This is a genomic window from Streptomyces marokkonensis, from assembly GCF_008312835.1.
GTDB classification, from domain to species: Bacteria; Actinomycetota; Actinomycetes; order Streptomycetales; family Streptomycetaceae; genus Streptomyces; species Streptomyces marokkonensis_A.
The window spans coordinates 1-16720 of record NZ_VSKS01000025.1 but is presented as its reverse complement, the minus strand read 5'-3'; the positions used below and the strand labels follow the sequence as shown (position 1 = coordinate 16720).

Annotated in this window: 16 protein-coding genes and 2 pseudogenes; 4 read left to right on the top strand and 14 right to left on the bottom strand. The window is 71.5% G+C overall.

The window, feature by feature from the left end; all coding sequences use genetic code 11:
- Nucleotides 1-286 precede the first annotated feature (286 nt).
- From cbiE to F1615_RS36610, 6 genes and pseudogenes are all read right to left on the bottom strand, one after another.
- Complete coding sequence (cbiE, locus tag F1615_RS31045) at nt 287-1498, bottom strand: precorrin-6y C5,15-methyltransferase (decarboxylating) subunit CbiE (protein ID WP_149552380.1); 1212 nt, start codon at nt 1496-1498, stop codon at nt 287-289.
- A 128-nt stretch (nt 1499-1626) separates the two neighbouring features.
- The gene (locus tag F1615_RS31040) at nt 1627-2265 is read right to left on the bottom strand and encodes a GNAT family N-acetyltransferase (protein ID WP_149552379.1); all 639 of its coding nucleotides are present in this window, start codon (nt 2263-2265) and stop codon (nt 1627-1629) included.
- 131 nt (nt 2266-2396) lie between these two features.
- Entirely contained in the window at nt 2397-3224 is an 828-nt protein-coding gene (locus F1615_RS31035) for a MetQ/NlpA family ABC transporter substrate-binding protein (RefSeq protein WP_149552378.1), read from the bottom strand.
- 67 nt (nt 3225-3291) lie between these two features.
- The gene (locus F1615_RS31030; protein WP_167533917.1) at nt 3292-4029 is read right to left on the bottom strand and encodes a methionine ABC transporter permease; all 738 of its coding nucleotides are present in this window, start codon (nt 4027-4029) and stop codon (nt 3292-3294) included.
- A complete protein-coding gene (locus tag F1615_RS31025; RefSeq protein WP_167533916.1) occupies nt 4026-5063 on the bottom strand; it encodes a methionine ABC transporter ATP-binding protein in 1038 nt (345 codons plus the stop codon). Before F1615_RS31025 ends, F1615_RS31030 begins: the two co-directional genes overlap by 4 nt.
- 399 nt (nt 5064-5462) lie before the next feature.
- A pseudogene (locus F1615_RS36610) lies at nt 5463-5865 on the bottom strand (hypothetical protein).
- Here F1615_RS36610 and F1615_RS31015 point away from each other — a divergent pair.
- Nucleotides 5857-6216: a hypothetical protein gene (locus F1615_RS31015; protein ID WP_149552376.1), complete on the top strand. Its 360-nt coding sequence runs from the start codon at nt 5857-5859 to the stop codon at nt 6214-6216. The pseudogene F1615_RS36610 and the gene F1615_RS31015 sit on opposite strands and share 9 nt — an antisense overlap.
- Before the next feature lies 1 nt (nt 6217).
- The gene (locus F1615_RS31010) at nt 6218-6646 is read left to right on the top strand and encodes a hypothetical protein (RefSeq protein ID WP_149552375.1); all 429 of its coding nucleotides are present in this window, start codon (nt 6218-6220) and stop codon (nt 6644-6646) included.
- Here F1615_RS31010 and F1615_RS31005 read toward each other — a convergent pair whose 3' ends face one another.
- The 3 genes from F1615_RS31005 to F1615_RS30995 all read right to left on the bottom strand — a co-directional run bounded on the left by F1615_RS31005 (nt 6647) and on the right by F1615_RS30995 (nt 8961).
- Nucleotides 6647-7144, bottom strand: coding sequence for a GNAT family N-acetyltransferase (locus F1615_RS31005; RefSeq protein ID WP_149552374.1), 498 nt, complete (start codon nt 7142-7144; stop codon nt 6647-6649).
- 57 nt (nt 7145-7201) lie between these two features.
- A complete protein-coding gene (locus tag F1615_RS31000; RefSeq protein ID WP_149552373.1) occupies nt 7202-7714 on the bottom strand; it encodes a sigma-70 family RNA polymerase sigma factor in 513 nt (170 codons plus the stop codon).
- Between the two features lie 77 nt (nt 7715-7791).
- Entirely contained in the window at nt 7792-8961 is a 1170-nt protein-coding gene (locus F1615_RS30995; RefSeq protein WP_149552372.1) for a glycerophosphodiester phosphodiesterase, read from the bottom strand.
- A gap of 417 nt (nt 8962-9378) precedes the next feature.
- Here F1615_RS30995 and F1615_RS30990 point away from each other — a divergent pair, with 417 nt between their 5' ends.
- Nucleotides 9379-10050, top strand: coding sequence for a lysophospholipid acyltransferase family protein (locus F1615_RS30990; RefSeq protein ID WP_149552371.1), 672 nt, complete (start codon nt 9379-9381; stop codon nt 10048-10050).
- A 102-nt stretch (nt 10051-10152) separates the two neighbouring features.
- Here F1615_RS30990 and F1615_RS30985 read toward each other — a convergent pair whose 3' ends face one another.
- The 5 genes from F1615_RS30985 to F1615_RS30965 form a co-directional block, all read right to left on the bottom strand.
- Nucleotides 10153-11682, bottom strand: coding sequence for an MFS transporter (locus F1615_RS30985; RefSeq protein WP_149552370.1), 1530 nt, complete (start codon nt 11680-11682; stop codon nt 10153-10155).
- Nucleotides 11679-12248 carry a TetR/AcrR family transcriptional regulator gene (locus F1615_RS30980; RefSeq protein ID WP_149552369.1) on the bottom strand — a complete coding sequence of 190 codons (570 nt, stop codon included), beginning with the start codon at nt 12246-12248 and terminating at the stop codon, nt 11679-11681. The genes F1615_RS30985 and F1615_RS30980 overlap by 4 nt, the downstream gene beginning before the upstream one ends.
- Nucleotides 12249-12335: 87 nt before the next feature.
- Complete coding sequence (locus F1615_RS30975) at nt 12336-13307, bottom strand: aldo/keto reductase (RefSeq protein WP_149552368.1); 972 nt, start codon at nt 13305-13307, stop codon at nt 12336-12338.
- Nucleotides 13308-13501: 194 nt separating this feature from the next.
- Nucleotides 13502-14932: an argininosuccinate lyase gene (gene argH, locus F1615_RS30970; RefSeq protein ID WP_149552367.1), complete on the bottom strand. Its 1431-nt coding sequence runs from the start codon at nt 14930-14932 to the stop codon at nt 13502-13504.
- Between the two features lie 103 nt (nt 14933-15035).
- On the bottom strand, nt 15036-16229 hold the full coding sequence (locus F1615_RS30965; RefSeq protein ID WP_208818454.1) for an argininosuccinate synthase: 1194 nt from the start codon (nt 16227-16229) through the stop codon (nt 15036-15038).
- A 213-nt stretch (nt 16230-16442) separates the two neighbouring features.
- On the opposite strand from F1615_RS30965, the pseudogene F1615_RS30960 reads away from it, so the two are divergent.
- Nucleotides 16443-16720, top strand: a pseudogene (locus F1615_RS30960) (hypothetical protein); the annotation flags it as partial.

Sequence of the window (16720 nt, the reverse complement as noted above, 5' to 3'; positions counted from 1 at the left end):
GCGTGCGTCCCCAGCGGCACGAACGGCCTGCCCGAAAAAGGCGACAAAGCCATTCACTGGCATTGTCGCGGCCGCACGGCCGTCGCGTCAGCTTGATCGGCGACGGTTCCGCTGTGGACTGCGCCACGTTGCGCGTCCTCCGGTTCCTGCCGTACCACGACCCACCCCAAAACGGGCGCGTTTTCCGGACATTGACCGACGAAGCGTCGGGCGTCCAGTGCGGTACAACGATCGGCCAGCCTACCCCGCGCGGTACGACAACCCGATCACGGGGACGGTAATCGGATCAGTTGCCGCGCGCGGGCAGCACACCGCTGAGCAGGAACGCGACGCTCCGTTCCTTCTCCGTCCAGGCCCTGGTGTCGAGTTCGACGGACTGCAGCAGGGCGCACTCGACCTCGTAGCCGTGTTCCGCCAGGTTCCGGCCGATGAGTTCGGCCGCGTCACGGGTGGCGGCGTGCGCGACGATGCGCTGCGGACGACGGTCGGCGACCGCGGAGACGACGGCCGCTCCCCCGCCGCCGACGCGGACGACGTCCGGCTCGGGGAGGTTCTCCAGTACGTGCGGAGCGGTGCCGTGGACGATCTGGAGCTGGACCCCTTGCCGGCGGGCGGCGGCGTCGGTGCGGGCGCAGGCGCTCGGGTCGCTGTCGACGGCGATGACGGCGGCGCCGGCGCGGGCGGCGTCGGTGGCGAAGGCTCCGCTGCCGCAGCCGATGTCCCAGACGAGGTCGCCGAGACGCGGCCCCAGCCGGGCGAGTTGCGAGGTGCGCAGCGGTTCCCGTTCCCCTTCGGCGAGTCCGCCGCCGTACTCCCCGGCGGGCAGTGACCAGCCGCGCGGGCCGCCCGAGGGGTCGCGTCCGGCGATCCAGCCGCCGGACTCGGCGGCGACCACGGGGCCGCCGATGACGATGACGACGTTGGGGTCGCGCCAGGTGTGGTCGGCGGCGTTGTCGGAGGTCACCACGCTGACCTGCTCGCCCGGGGTGCCGAGTTCCTCGCAGATGACGAAGGTGCGGTGGATGCCCTCCATCAGCAGGCCCAGTTCGGCGGGACCGGCGCCGGGTGAGGTCAGAACCGCCACTTTGGTGTGGGCCCGGCATACATTCACCGCGCGGCGCAGGGTTCGCGGGTGGGCGACCACCACGTGGGCGTCGTCCCAGGGCATTCCGGCGCGGGCGAAGGCGGAGGCGACGGAGGAGACGGCGGGCACGACCTCGACCTCCAGGCCGAACTCCGGCGCGCGCAGGGTGCGGACGACACCGAAGAAGCCGGGGTCGCCGTCGGCCAGGACGACGGCCGTGCCGCGGTGGGCGGCGATGCGGCGGGCGGCGAGGGCGACGGACCCGAGCCGGACGCGTTCGGCGCCGGCGGGCACCTCGGGGAGCGCCAGGTGGTGGGCGGCTCCGGCCACCAGTGTGGCGGCGCCCAGCGCGGCGCGTGCCGCGTCGGTCAGCGGCGAGCCGTCCCAGCCGATCACCGTGACCCGGTCGGCCATCGTCGTCAGTCTCCTGGGGTTTGCGCAGGTCGTCGTCGGCTGTTCCGCCCTGGGGCGGGTCTGCTGAGACTACCCGGTGCGGCCGTGAACCGCTGCGCCGGTGGCGTCGGCAGCGGGTTCCCCGGAGGTCAGTTCCAGTCGGTGTAGCCGGTGAACCCGTTGCTGTCGGCCAGTTGTCCGTCCGCGCCCTCGATGTCCTCGGGCAGCAGGCTCCACACGATGTAGTCGGTCCGCACCTCGCTCCAGCCGCCGTCCTCGGTGCGGACGCGGGCTATGCAGGCGTTGCGCAGTACGCCCTCGCTGATGCAGCCGATCTTCTGGGCGACCTGCTGCGCGGCGGTGTTGTCGGCGGCGGTGCGCAGCTCGACGCGTTCGAGTTTCTGGTCGCCGAAGAGCCACTGTGCGGTGGCGAGGGCGGCCTCCGAGGCGTAGCCCTCGCCGCGTGCCCAGGGGGCCACGATGTACGACAGCTCGGTGGACCGCACCTTCCAGTTGGTCCTGGTGAGCCGGATGACGCCGACCAGGCGCTGGGTGAGGAACTCGGTGACGGCGAGGTCGAGTCCGTGGCCGGCGGCGCGCCGGCCGGGGGCGTCCTCGGTGATCCAGGTGCGGGCGGTCTGCTCGGTGAAGGGCTGGGGGACGGAGGTCCAGGCGGTCACCTGCTCGTCGCTCATCATCGCGGTGAGGGCGGGGACGTCGTCCGTCTCGAGGGGACGCAGCACCAACCGCTCCGTGCTGATGGAGATGTCGGGGAAGGTGCTCGTCATGCGCCGCTCCGTTACCTGAGAGACCGTCGGGTGCTGCTGAACTGCCCAGCATGCAGCATGAAAGCACTCGACCGCACCACGGGGTCCACTCCCGGAAAAGGAGTGGACCCCGGGGCCGGCGGACGGCCGGATCAGAAGGAGGCGAGGACGGAACCGGCGTACTTGTCCTCGATGAACTTCTTCACCTCGGGGGAGGTGAGGAGCTCGGCGAGCTTCTTCACGCGCGGGTCGTCCTCCTGGCCCTCCTTGACCGCGAGGAGGTTGCTGTTCGGGTTGCCCTTGGCGGCCTCCAGGAAGAGGGCGTCCTCCGCGGGCTTGAGGTCGGCCTCGATGGCGTAGTTGCCGTTGACGACCGCCGCGTCGACGTCCTCGAGGGAGCGGGGCGTCTGGGCCGCCTCGAGCTCCTTGAACGCGAGGTCCTTGGGGTTCTTGGTGATGTCGGCGGGGGTCGCGGCGGTGCCGACGCCGTCCTTGAGGGTGATCAGCCCGTTGGCGGCGAGCAGCTGCAGGGCGCGGCCCTCGTTGACCGTGTCGTTGGGGATCGCGACGGTGGCCCCCTCCTTCAGCTGCTCGGCCTTGCCCACCTTGTCGGAGTAGAGGCCGAGCGGCTCCAGGTGCACGTCGACGACGGACACGATGTGGGTGCCGTTCTTCTTGTTGAAGTCGTCGAGGTACGGCTGGGTCTGGAAGAAGTTGGCGCCCACGGAACCGTCCTCGGTCGCCGTGTTCGGGGTGACGTAGTCGGTGAACTCCTTGACCTCGAGGTCGAGGCCGGCCTTCTCCGCGAGGTTGTCCTTGACGAAGGTGAGGATCTCGGCGTGCGGCACGGGGCTCGCGGCGACGATCAGCGGGCCGGAGGTGTCGGAGGCGGCGTCCTTCTCGGAGCCGCAGGCGGAGAGCCCGAGGGTGAGGGCCCCGGCGGCGAGGACAGCGGTGGTGATCCTGGCGGTGTTACGCACGAAAAGTGCCTTTCCTTGGGTGGTGCGGTGGTGCGGCCCCGTGGTGCGGGGAGCTTGGGGTGGGGGGTTACGCGACCTTGCCGACGTCGGCCGCGGCGGGCTCCGAGGCCTTGAGGAGCCGGAGCTTCGGGCCGGGGCCGGAGCGGGCGCCGCGGCGGTGCAGGGCGCGGGCCGCGAAGTCGCCGGCGAACTGGATGACCGAGATGACCACGGCGAGGATCGCGACGGTGATCCACATCAGTTCGCTGTCGAAGCGCTGGTAGCCGTAGCGGACGGCGAAGTCGCCGAGACCGCCGCCGCCCACGGCACCGGCCATGGCCGAGTACCCGATGAGGGCGATGACCGTGGTGGTGGTGCCGGCGATCAGCGAGGGCAGTGACTCGGGGACGAGCACCTTGCGGACGATCGTCCAGGTGTTGCCGCCCATGGCCTGCACGGCCTCGACGAGCCCGTGGTCCACTTCGCGGACCGACGTCTCCACGAGGCGCGCGAAGAACGGGATGCCGCTGATGGCGAGCGGCACGATCGCGGCCTCGCTGCCGATGGACGTGCCGGTGACCCAGCGGGTGAAGCTCGTCAGGGCGACCATGAGGATGATGAACGGCATCGAGCGGCCGACGTTCACGATCTGCCCGATGACCTTGTTCACCACGGTGTTCTGCAGCAGGCCGCTCCTGTCGGTGAGGACGAGCAGGATGCCGAGCGGAAGACCGCCGGCGACGGCGATCAGGGTGGACCAGCCGACCATGATCAGCGTCTCGATACACGCCTGTTCGAGCAGCGGCTGCATCTCGGACCAGGTCACTTGGCCCCCTCCTTGACCAGCGCGGGCTCTTCCCGGTTCACGACGTCGATCTGCAGGCCCTGTTCGCGCAGGAAGCCGACGGGTACGACGTTGTCCTCGTAGCGGCCGGGCAGTTCGATGCGCATCCGGCCGACCTGGAGGCCGCCGACGGTGTCGATGGCGGCGCCGAGGATCGAGATGTCGATGTTGTAGGTGCGCGACAGCTGGGAGATGACCGGCTGGGTCGCGCTGTCGCCGTGGAAGGTGACGTCGAGAACGGTGCGGTCGTCGCCGGAGGCCTCGCCGCCGACGGGGAACAGCGCGGAGGCCAGTTCCGAGCCGGGGGTGGCCAGGAGGTCGCCGACCGTGCCGGACTCGACGATGCGGCCCCGGTCCATGAGGGCGGCCGAGTCGCAGATCTGCTTCACGACGTCCATCTCGTGGGTGATGAGCAGGACGGTGAGGCCGAGCCGGCGGTTCAGGTCGCGCAGGAGCTGCAGGATCGAGCGGGTGGTCTCGGGGTCCAGTGCGCTGGTGGCCTCGTCGGAGAGCAGGACCTCGGGGTCGCCGGCGAGCGCGCGGGCGATGCCGACGCGCTGCTTCTGACCGCCGGAGAGCTGGGCGGGGTAGGCCTTGGCCTTGTCGGCGAGGCCCACCAGGTCGAGCAGTTCCAGCGCCCTGCGGGAACGTTCCTTCCCCGACTTGCCGAGGATCTCGAGGGGCAGTTCGACGTTGTCCTGCACGGTGCGCGAGGACAGCAGGTTGAAGTGCTGGAAGACCATGCCGATGCGGCTGCGCGCCCGCCGCAGTTCCCGGCCGGCGCGCGGGCCGCGGCCGGCGAGCGCGGTGAGGTCCTGGCCGGCCACGGTCACGGTGCCGGAGGTGGGGCGTTCCAGCAGGTTGACGCAGCGGATGAGAGAGGACTTGCCGGCGCCGGACTGGCCGATGACGCCGTAGACCTCGCCTTCGCGGACGTGCAGGTCGACGCCGTCCAGGGCGGTGACCTCGCGGCCGCGGGAGCGGTAGACCTTGGTGAGGCCCGAGGTGGTGATCACGTGGATATCCGTCACTGTCGAGTGCGCGGCGCGTCGTGTGCGCCGGGCACGAGGCATGCAGGGTCGGAGGCAGCCGGGTGGCACGACTCTCGCGGGGCAGGGCGAGGCAGACCGTGGAGAAACGTGCGCGCGGGGGCGTGGCCCGGTCACGCATGCGGGGCATGCGGGAGGACGCGAGCCGGCTCTCGCTTCGGGGCGCGAGGCTCAGATGGTGCGGGGGCCCTCTAGAAGGCGCACATTCGGCACTGACACATGCAACGAGCACCGGGCGTCATGGTCGCCTCGGTCGCAGGGATGCGGTCGCTCGTCGTGGTCATGCGATCAGTAAAGCAGACGTTTGGTCCTTACCCGTTCCGGCTGTCCGGATACTGGACAGCCGTGGACAGTCCCGCCCGCACGTCAGCGGCGTACGGAGATCTCCACTCCCTCGTCCGTGACCAGTACGGACAAGGCCGAGAGGTCGTCGACACCAGGTCGGCGGTCGGCTCGTGCGCCTGGTGGGTTGTGGTCAAGGCCACGGCCTCATGCCGGCGGCCCGCCCGGCCTGGAGCCCGGCCGGAGCGTTCTCGAGGACGACGCGGTCCCGGGTGCCCGGCAGCAGGTGCACCCCGCCGCCCGGCACGTCCTCCACCCTCAGGTTCTCGATCCGCGCGACGGCCTCCGGGACGACCCGGGCGGGCAGCGGGTCGGCGCTGTCTCGTCGGCAGTCCGCGCGAGCGGCCCGGTCCGCCCGAACCGGCCGGCCCCGGGGGCGGGCGCGGCGGGACTTTTCCGGCGTAATAAGGTCGCTGCCATGCTTGATGCCCTGACGGTGGTGACCGGTGTCGCCGCGTTGTCGCTCGCCGCCTGGTGCGGGTGGGCCGCCTACCGTGACCAGCCGACGAAGGACTGGCACTTCATCGGGATGGCCGTGGTCACGCTGCTGGCGCTGGTCCAGCTCGTCGTCGGGATCGTGCTGCTGGCCGGGGGCGAGAAGCCGGAACAGGGCACGACGATCTTCGTGGCGTATCTGCTCGGCTCGTTCGCGTGCGTCCCCGCGGCGGGTTTCCTGTCGCTGGGCGAGCGCTCCCGCTGGGGATCGCTGACGGTCGCCGCGAGCGGTGTCGTGCTGGCCGTGCTCGAGGTGCGGCTCTTCGACATCTGGGGAGGCTGAGATGGCCGCGACACAGCAGAAGCCGAACCGCACGCGGCTGATCGGCGGGCCCGGACTGCTGCTGGTGTGGCTGTACGGGGTGATGGTCGTCGGCGCGGTGTCGCGCTCGGTGTACCAGATCGCCACCGAGTTCGACCGGGCGCCGCTCGCCTACACCCTGTCCGCGCTGGCCGGGGTGGTCTACGGCTTCATCACCTACACGCTGGTACGGGGCGGGGAGACGGCCCGCAGGGCGGCGCTGGTGTGCTGCGCCGCCGAGCTCGTGGGCGTACTGACCGTGGGCACCTGGACGTTGCTCGACCCGTCCGCCTTCCCCGACGCGACCGTGTGGTCGGAGTACGGGATGGGGTACCTCTTCATTCCCGTGCTGCTGCCCCTGACCGCCGTGTACTGGCTGCGCACCGCGCGACCGCGGCGGCCCGGGGACTGATCAGGCGGTCGTCGCGTACGTCTCCGCGTCCTTCTCCAGGACGATCATCGGTACGCCGTCCGCACCCTGGGACGTGCCCACCCGCTGGTAGCCGACCCTGCTGTACAGCCGCAGGTTGCTCTCGCTGCGGTGCCCGGCGTGCAGGCGGAACGTCCTGGCGCCGCGCTCGCCGGCGAGGGCGGATTCCGCCGCCCTCAGCAGACGCGCGCCGATGCCGTGTCCCTGGAGGCGGGGGTGGACGCAGAGCTTGCCGATCGCGGCGGCGCCGTCCTCGGTGATCCTGCCGTGGACCGAGCCGACGATCTCGTCGCCGAGACGGGCGACGAAGACGCAGTCGCCGGCGACCTCCTCGCGCACCGAGTCGAGGCTCTGGACGAGGGGATCGATGCGGTAGTTGCCGTAGAGCGCCGCTTCGCTCTGGAAGCACAGGTACTGCAACCTGAAGATCTGCTCCGCGTCCTGCTCGGCCGCCGCAGAGATGGTCACACTCATGCCCATGTGCGCATGCCTCCCGCTCACCTGATCACCTGTCGTCCCCCACTCCTATCCCCGTCCTCAGCGCGCCGCAACCTCCCGTGTGAGCAAACGACGCAGACATCCCAGGCATCTGGAACGTTCCGGGCCGAGACTGCCCTGTGAGATACCCAACTCCCCTGCGATTTCACGGTATGTCGGATCTCGCGGGGACAGCAGCGCCTCCATCAGCCGGGGGCAGCGGCCGGGCAGCCGCCGTACGGCGTCCCGCAGGGCGCGCCGGCGGGCGGCGGCCAGGGCCAGCTCCTCGGGACCGTGGCGGCCGGTGTCGGCGGGCTCGCCGGTCAGCGCCGTTTCCCGGCGGGCGGTACGGCGGGTGCGGCGGGCCTCGGTGCGGACGGCCCGGCGGAGCCAGCCCGGCGGGTCGGGCGGCGGGCCGTCGGTGCCGAGGCGCTCCAGCAGGCGGAGCCAGACCGCCTGTTCGAGATCGCCCGGCTCGGCTCCGCAGCCGGGCGCCTCGGCCGCGGCCTCCGCACGCAGCAGCGGACCGAGGGAGACGACCAGTTCGTACGCCGGGACCGGCTCGTGTGTCATACGCGCAACGACTCGGCCGCCCCGGGCGGGGTTGCCCGGAGCGGCCCGCGGTTCACCCCCACCGGGGGTGCGGCGCCTCAGTCGTTGACGAAGTCCTCGCGGGCCAGCAGCCCGGTGTCCGGGTGGTCGGTGAACACACCGTCGATGCCGGTGGCGAAGTACGTCCGGTAGGCGCCGAAGACGTCCCCGTAGGCGTCGGGGCCGGTGCCCTCGCGGAAGTCGGCGGGCAGGAAGGGGTTCTCGTTGCGCAGGGTGTAGGGGTGCAGGATCAGGCCGGCCCGGTGGGCGTCACGCACCAGCGTGGTCGGCCGGGTGAGCCTGCCGCCCGCGTCACGCGGGATGACCAGGTCGAGGGTGGGGCCGATGCCCTGCGCGTAGGAGGCGATCTCCTTCAGCCCCTCGGGCGTGACGAGGTCGGCCACGGTGCGCGGGTCGCCCGACTCGACGAAGTCCCAGGGACGGCTGTTCGCGCCGGACAGGAGGACCACGAGCGGGTTGTCCACGAGCCCGCGGAGCCGCTGGATGCCGGTCGGCTCGAACGACTGGAGGATGACCGGCGAGTTCCTGCGGTGCTTGCCGTGCTTGCGCAGGATCGCCGCGACCCGCTCCTCCAGACCGAGGCCGAGGTTCCGGAAGTAGGTGGGGTGCTTGGTCTCGGGATAGATCCAGACCTGCTTGCCGCGTTTGCGGGTCTGCTCGTCCTGCCAGCGCAGCACCTCTTCGAACGTGGGGATCTCCCAGCGGCCGTTGTAGAGGGTGTTGTGCGGGCGGTTGGCGGGGATGCGCTCGACGGCGCGCAGCCGCTTCAGTTCGGCGAGGGTGAAGTCCTCGGTGAACCAGCCGGTGACGGAGGCGCCGTCCAGCGTCTTGGTGGTCCGGCGGCCGGCGAACTCGGGGTGGTCGGCGACGTCCGTGGTGCCGCCGATCTCCGGTTCGTGACGGCAGACGAGGTGACCGTCCTTGGTGGGCACCAGGTCGCCGGCCTCGACGACGTCCGCACCCATGTCGAGGGCGAGCTGGTACGAGCCGAGGGTGTGCTCGGGCCGGTAGCCGCTGGCTCCGCGGTGGCCGATGATCGTCGGGACGGGCAGGCCCTTCAGCCCTCTGCCGCCGCCGTGCCGGGTGCCGTCGGCTCTCGCCGTGCCGCCCAGCCCCAGGACCGTTCCGGAGGCGCCGAGTACGGCCGCGCCGAGGAGGGCGCGCCGTCCGGTTCCGCCCGCCTGTTCGTTCGACTCCCGCGTTGCCATGAGTGGGTCCTCCTGGTGTCGGCTCGTCCGGTGCGGGCCGATCGTAGGTGGGCGTGGATGACCGGCGGGAGACCCCGGGCCGAACACACGGGTGATGTTGCGTGTCGTACGTCCCTCATGCGGATGACGTAGCTCCGTCGTATTCCTGCGGGGATGTGACGGCTCGTCCGGTTGGGCCGGCCGGTCCGGGGCACCCGTGCGCTGCGCCGGCCCGGGCGACGTGCGTCACAGTGTGACGGCCGTGTTGCGCGCCGCCCACGGGCAGGGCACCGCAGGTGAACCCGAGTCAAGAGTGAGTAAGACCCGGGTGAACTCCCACGCGCCCGATGTGCGCAACCCCCCGGGCCGCGAGTAATGTCCTCACCTGCACAGACTCAAACAGCATTCGTCGAAGTCCGTTTCCCACCGGAGGGCCCGTTGTCCCGCTTCGCGCTCATCAAGGCAGTGCTCGGTCCGATCATGCGCCTGATGTTCCGCCCACGGGTGGAGGGTGCGGAGAACATCCCGGGCGACGGTCCCGTGATCCTCGCCGGCAACCACCTGACGTTCATCGACTCGATGATCCTGCCGCTCGTCTGCGACCGTCAGGTCGTCTTCATCGGCAAGGACGAGTACGTCACCGGCAAGGGTCTCAAGGGCCGGCTGATGGCGTGGTTCTTCACCGGCGTCGGCATGATCCCGGTCGACCGCGACGGCGGCCGTGGCGGGGTGGCGGCCCTGATGACCGGGCGACGGGTGCTGGAGGAGGGCCGGATGTTCGGCATCTACCCGGAGGGCACCCGCTCCCCCGACGGCCGGCTGTACCGGGGGCGCACCGGCATCGCCCGGCTCACCCTGATGACCGGCGCTCCCGTGGTCCCGTTCGCCATGATCGGCACGGACAAGCTCCAGCCGGGCGGCGCGGGTCTGCCCCGGCCGGGCCGGGTCACGGTCCGCTTCGGCGAGGCGATGGAGTTCTCCCGCTACGAGGGCATGGACCGCGACCGCTATGTCCTGCGCGCGGTGACCGACTCGGTGATGGCCGAGGTGATGCGGCTGTCCGGCCAGGAGTACGTCGACATGTACGCGAGCAAGGCGAAGGCGGCGTAGCGCCGGCTTCGCGAGGGGGGCGGGCCGGCTACCGGGCCGCCTTCCGGGCGCGGGTGCGTGGTGGCTGGTCGCGCAGTTCCCCGCGCCCCTCGGGTGGTCCCGTCAGTCGGCCTGGGCGCTGTCCAGGCGTTGGTCGCGCAGCATGAACCATGACGCCGCTGCCGCTGCCAGGAGGACAGTCGCTCCCGCGCCCGCTGCCAGGGTGAGGCCGTCGACGAAGGCCTGCCGGGCCGCGTCCAGCATGGGTCCGGCGGTGTGGGCGGGGAGGGACGACGCCGCTTCCACCGCGCCGCCCAGCGACTCGTGCGCGGCGGCCGGTGTGCCCGCGGGGCCGGTGAAGCCGCGGTAGACACCGGTCACGATGGAGCCGAGCACGGCGATGCCGAGGGCCGCGCCGAGTTCGTACGCCGTCTCGGAGACGGCGGAGGCGGCGCCCGCATGTTCCTTGGGCACGCTGGAGAGGATCACGTCCGCGGTCACCGTGAAGGAGAGGCCGGCGCCCAGGCCGACCACCAGCAGTGCCGCCCCGAGCAGGGGGTAGCCGGTGGACTGCCCGATCACCGTCAGCGCGGCCAGCGCCAGGCCGATCGCCGCGAGTCCTCCGGCGACGACCGAGCGCACCGAGAACCGCCGGGCGGCCCGGCCCGCGAGCAGCCCGGCCGCCACCGCGCCGACCGCGGCGGGCAGTTCGGCCAGTCCGGCCTCGAACGGGCGTCGCCCCTGGACGAGTTGCAGGTACTGCGACAGGAAGAACACCAGTCCGGACAGACCGAGGATGGTCAGCAGATCCGCCAGGACGGCGCCGCTGAAGCCGCGATGGCGGAACAGCCGCATGTCCAGCAGCGGGGCCGGGAGGCTGAACTGACGGCGGACGAAGCCGTACAGGGCGGCCGCGCCCAGCAGTCCCGAGGCCACGACGGACCGGCCGAGGCCGTGACTCGCGGCCTCCTTCACCGCGTAGACGACGCCGATCATGCCGGCCAGCGAGAGGACCACACTGGTCAGGTCCCACGGTCCCGGGTTCGGGGTGCGGGACTCGGGGAGCAGCTTGACGCCGACGACCACCAGGACGGCCATCACGGGCAGGTTGATCAGGAAGACCGAGCCCCACCAGAAGTGCTCGAGGAGGAAGCCGCCCAGGATCGGCCCGAGGGCGGTGCCCGCCGAGGCGGTCGCGCCCCAGATGCCGATGGCGAGGCTGCGTTCGCGCGGGTCGTGGAAGAGGTTGCGGATCAGGGCGAGGGTGGCGGGCATGAGGGTGGCGCCGGCGACACCGAGCAAGGCGCGCGCGAGGATCATCACCTCGGGTGTGTGCGCGTAGGCGTTGAGCACGGATATCGCGCCGAACGCGGTGGCGCCGCAGAGGAGGATCCGCTTGCGGCCGACGCGGTCGCCGAGGCTGCCCATGGAGACGAGCAGACCGGCGATGACGAAGGAGTAGACGTCACCGATCCACAGCAGCTGGCTGCCGGTGGGTGCGAGGTCCTCGCTGATGTAGGGGGTGGCCAGACCGAGGACGGTCGCGTCGACGGCCACCAGCAGCACGGCGAGCACCAGGACGGAGAGCGCCAGCCACCGGCCCGGGCGCCTCACCTCCTCGGTCGTGGTCTCCGGGCGCAGCGCGCTGGTCATGAGTCCTTCCTCCGCGCCGGGTCGCCCTGGCGTCGTACGCCGCCGAGCAGCAGCTCGACGATCATGTGGGTGAAGTCCTTGGGGGCGACGCGGCCCTCGGCGACCGCCCAGGCGGCGGAGGCGAGCAGCCCGTAGAGGGCCTCGGTGAGCCAGGCCGGGGTGAGGTCGATACGGAACTCGCCGCTCGCCTGGCCGCGCCGGAAGAGGCCGGCGACGGCCTCGTCGATCCTGGTCCAGCCCTCGTTCTGCTCCTCGCCCTCGAACAGCTGGTTCTCGCTGTAGAGGAAGGCGAGCAGGCCGGCGTGCGGTTCGACCTCGGCGACCAGGCGGCGCACGGCGTCGGTGGCGGGCCCCTCGCCGGGCCGGGCCGCCTCCAGGGCGGCCTCGCACTCCGCGATCCCGAGCGCCTCCAGCGCCCGGACCAGCGCGTCCCGTCCGGCGAACTGCCGGTGCAGGGTGGCGCGGCTGATCCCGGCGGCCTTGGCGACCTCGTCCATGGTCGCGGTGGATTTGCGGGTCAGCAGGGCGGCGGCACTGCGCAGCACGTGGTCACGGTCGACAGCCATGAGGCAACATTAGCCCATGTGAGACATTGATGTCTCATTCAAGGCGCACGCGTCTCACAATGCCGGATGTCCCGGGGCCGCGGCTGCTCAGTGCCAGGGCAGCTCCCCGCGCCGCTCCCAGTAGGCCGACGGCTCCTCGACCAGGGCGGCGAGGCGGGACAGCTGGTCGTCGGTGAGGTCGACGACGGCGGCGTGCAGATTGGAGGCGAGCTGGGTGGCGGTCGCGGCCCCGGAGAGGACGACACCGGCCCACGGCTGCCGCAGGACCACGGCGAGGGCGACGGCGTCGGGGCCCGCACCGGTCGCCTCGGCGACGGCGCGCAGCTCCTCGGGGGCGTTCGGCGCGGCCAGCCGGCCGTTGGCCATGCCCTCCTTGACGATCACCGTGAGCCCCGCCTCGTGCGCCTCGGCGAGCGCGGGCCCGGCGGAGGTCTCCAGGGCGTTGTAGGTGGACTGCACGGTACGGAAGAGGGGTTCGCCGTCGACCGTGACGTCGAGCGCGGCGCGGATGGCGTCCGCCTGGGCCGGGCCGCTGGTGGAGAAGCCGACGGTGAGTCCCCTGTGCGCCGCCTCCGCGAGCCGGGCGTGCAGCTCCTTGTCGGTGAGGGCCGGGCTCTCCGGGGTCACCGAGTGGATCTGGTAGAGGTCGAGCCGGTCGCCGAGCAGCGTCTGGGACTCGGCGCGCTGACGCTCGTACGCGGCGAGCGAGTGGTCCTTGACCTCGTGCCGCTCGGCGTCGGTGGACCAGTCGGCGGTGTAGGTGTAGCCCCATTTGCTGCCGATGACCACGTCGTCGGCCTCGGGGTGGCCGCTCAGCCAGTCGGCCAGGAACTCCTCGGAGCGGCCGTAGGAGCGGGCGGCGTCGAAGTAGCGCACGCCCTGGGCGTAGGCGGCGTCGAGGAGTTCGTGGGTGCGGCCGCGCAGCGTCTCGACGCTGCGGTCCTCTCCGAGGTCGTGGTCGCGGCCGAGGTTGATGTAGCCGGGGCGGCCGATCGCGGCGAGGCCGAGGCCGATGTGGCAGGTGGGGGTCGTCGCTGTCGCCAGTCGGGCGAAGGGCATCGCGGGCTCCGTCGGTCGGTTCCGGTGCGGCGTTCCGACCAACGTAACCCGCGGTGTCGCGCCGCTGGGGGAACCGGGGCGCCTTCGAGCTCGGGTCCTGCCGCGCCATGGCGAGTGCGGGTGCGCCGTGGTTGCTCGCGCCCACGCGGCGGAGCCGCACATCGATACGGCCCCGCGCCCCCGGGGACGTTGCCCTACTGCTTCTTCGCGTTCGCCCAGGCGTGCTGGGCCGTCAGGTTCGCCTTGGCTTCCGTGAGCTGGACGGCGACCGCGCTCGGGGCCGTGCCGCCCCGGCCGTCGCGGGAGGCGAGGGCTCCGGGGACGTTGAGGACCGACCGCACCTCGGGGGTGAGGTGGGCGGAGATCTCGGCGAACTGCTCGTCGGTCAGGTCGTCCAGTTCCTTGCCCTCGGACTCGGCGACCTTGACGCACTCGCCGGCCACCTCGTGGGCGACGCGGAAGGGGACGCCCTGCTTGACCAGCCACTCGGCGATGTCGGTGGCGAGGGAGAACCCGGCCGGGGCCAGTTCCTCCATGCGCTCGCGGTGCACGGTGAGGGTGGCCGTCATGCCGGTGAAGGCCGGGAGCAGGACCTCCAGCTGGTCGATGGAGTCGAAGACCGGCTCCTTGTCCTCCTGGAGGTCGCGGTTGTAGGCGAGCGGGAGGGCCTTGAGGGTGGCCATCAGGCCGGTCAGGTTGCCGATGAGGCGGCCCGACTTGCCGCGCGCCAGCTCGGCGATGTCCGGGTTCTTCTTCTGCGGCATGATCGACGAGCCGGTGGAGAAGGCGTCGTGGAGAGTCACGAAGGAGAACTCCTTCGTGTTCCAGATGATGATCTCCTCGGCGATCCGCGAGACGTTCACGCCGATCATCGCGGTGATGAAGGCGAACTCGGCGACGAAGTCACGGGAGGCGGTGCCGTCGATGGAGTTGGCGGCGCTGCCGTGCTCGAAGCCGAGGTCCTCGGCGACGGCCTCGGGGTCCAGACCGAGGGAGGAACCGGCCAGCGCGCCCGAGCCGTACGGGGACACGGCCGTCCGCTCGTCCCACTGGCGCAGCCGCTCGGCGTCCCGGGAGAGCGCCTGGACGTGGGCGAGGACGTGGTGGGCGAAGAGCACCGGCTGGGCGTGCTGGAGGTGGGTGCGGCCGGGCATGGCCACGTCCGGATGGGCCTCGGCGAGGCCGATCAGGGCGTCCTGGAGGTCGGCGATCAGCCCGCCGACGATCCGGGCGTGGTCCCGCAGGTACATGCGGAAGAGGGTGGCCACCTGGTCGTTGCGGGACCGGCCGGCGCGCAGTTTGCCGCCGAGGTCGGGGCCGAGCCGCTCCAGCAGACCGCGCTCCAGGGCGGTGTGCACGTCCTCGTCGGCGATGGTGCCGGTGAAGGAGCCGTCGGCGACGTCCGCCTCGAGCCGGTCGAGGCCGGCGATCATCCGGGTCAGCTCGTCCTCGGTGAGCAGCCCCGCCCGGTGCAGCACGCGCGCGTGGGCTCGCGAGCCGGCGATGTCGTAGGGCGCCAGCCGCCAGTCGAAGTGGACGGACGCGGACAGCTTCGCCAGGGCCTCGGCGGGACCGTCGGCGAAACGGCCGCCCCAGAGCCGTACGTCACCGCTGTTGCTGCTCACTTGGTACTCCTCGGAGGTTCCGGATGTGCCGCCGCCTCCCCACCCGTGAGTGAGGAGGCGGCTGTCGGGCCAGTGCGTGTGAGGGGTCGTCGGGCGGTGCGGCCTACGCCAGGTCCCGCTTCGCGGCGATCTTCGACGACAGGCTGTAGATGTCGATGAAGCCCTTGGCCGCGGCCTGGTCGAACGTGTCGCCCGTGTCGTAGGTGGCCAGGTTGAAGTCGTACAGCGACGACTCCGAGCGCCGGCCGGTGACGACGGCGCGGCCGCCGTGCAGGGTCATCCGGATGTCGCCGTCGACGTGCTGGTTGGCCTCGGTGATGAAGCCGTCCAGGGCGCGCTTGAGCGGGGAGAACCACTGGCCGTCGTAGACCAGCTCGCCCCAGCGCTGCTCGACCTGCCGCTTGTAGCGGGCGAGTTCGCGCTCGACGGTGACGTTCTCCAGCTCCTGGTGGGCCGTGATCAGGGCGATGGCGCCGGGCGCCTCGTACACCTCGCGGGACTTGATGCCGACGAGGCGGTCCTCGACCATGTCGATCCGGCCGACGCCCTGGGCGCCCGCGCGCTCGTTGAGCTGCTGGATCGCCTGGAGGACGGTGACGGGCCTGCCGTCGACGGCCACCGGCACACCCTGCTTGAAGGTGATGACGACCTCGTCGGGCTCGCGCGCCACGGCCGGGTTCTGCGTGTACTCGTAGACGTCCTCGATCGGCGCGTTCCAGATGTCCTCGAGGAAGCCGGTCTCGACGGCCCGGCCGAAGACGTTCTGGTCGATGGAGTACGGGGACTTCTTCGTCGTCGCGATCGGCAGGCCCTTGGCCTCGCAGAAGGCGATGGCCTTGTCACGGGTCATGGCGTAGTCGCGGACCGGGGCGATGCACTTGAGGTCGGGGGCGAGGGCGACGATGCCGGCCTCGAAGCGGACCTGGTCGTTGCCCTTGCCGGTGCAGCCGTGGGCGACGGTGGTGGCGCCGTGCTTCTGCGCGGCGGCGACCAGGTGCTTGACGATCGTCGGCCTGGACAGCGCGGAGACCAGCGGGTAGCGGTCCATGTAGAGGGCGTTGGCCTTGATCGCCGGGAGGCAGTACTCGTCGGCGAACTCGTCCTTGGCGTCCGCGACCTCGGCCTCGACGGCGCCGCAGGCGAGAGCGCGCTTGCGGATGACGTCCAGGTCCTCGCCGCCCTGGCCGACGTCGACCGCAACGGCGATGACCTCGGCGCCCGTCTCCTCGGCGATCCAGCCGATGGCGACGGAGGTGTCCAGACCGCCTGAGTAGGCGAGTACGACGCGCTCGGTCACGGGTTTCTCCTCACAGTGCATTCGCTGATATGCATGAGTATGCAGGAGTCCGCATGATTCGTCAATTCACCCCCGCGACGGCCCCGGTTTCGGCCGTGCGGCGGCCGGATCCGGTCGGCGTCTGAACGGATGAAATCGCTTTCCCGTATCCCTCACCGGACGCAGGCGCCGCGTCGATCCACCAGACACTCCCGACCCGAGTGAGGCATCCGCATGTCCAGGGCTCTTCCGAAGTACAACAAGCGCCGCGTCGGCTTCGTCGGCGGTGCCGCCGCGCTGGCGCTGACCGGCGCGGTGATCGCCGGCACGGCTCTCGCCGGTGAGTCGTCCGGGGACGGCGGCGAGGCGGACGCCCGGACACTCGCGGGGCCGGGCACGGTCTCCTGCCCCGCCGTGGCCCCCGAACTCCCCGCGGTCCCCGCCTCCGCCCGGGCCGAGGTCGACCGCAACCTCGGCGACCTCGACCGGCAGATCACCGAGGCGAACAAGCG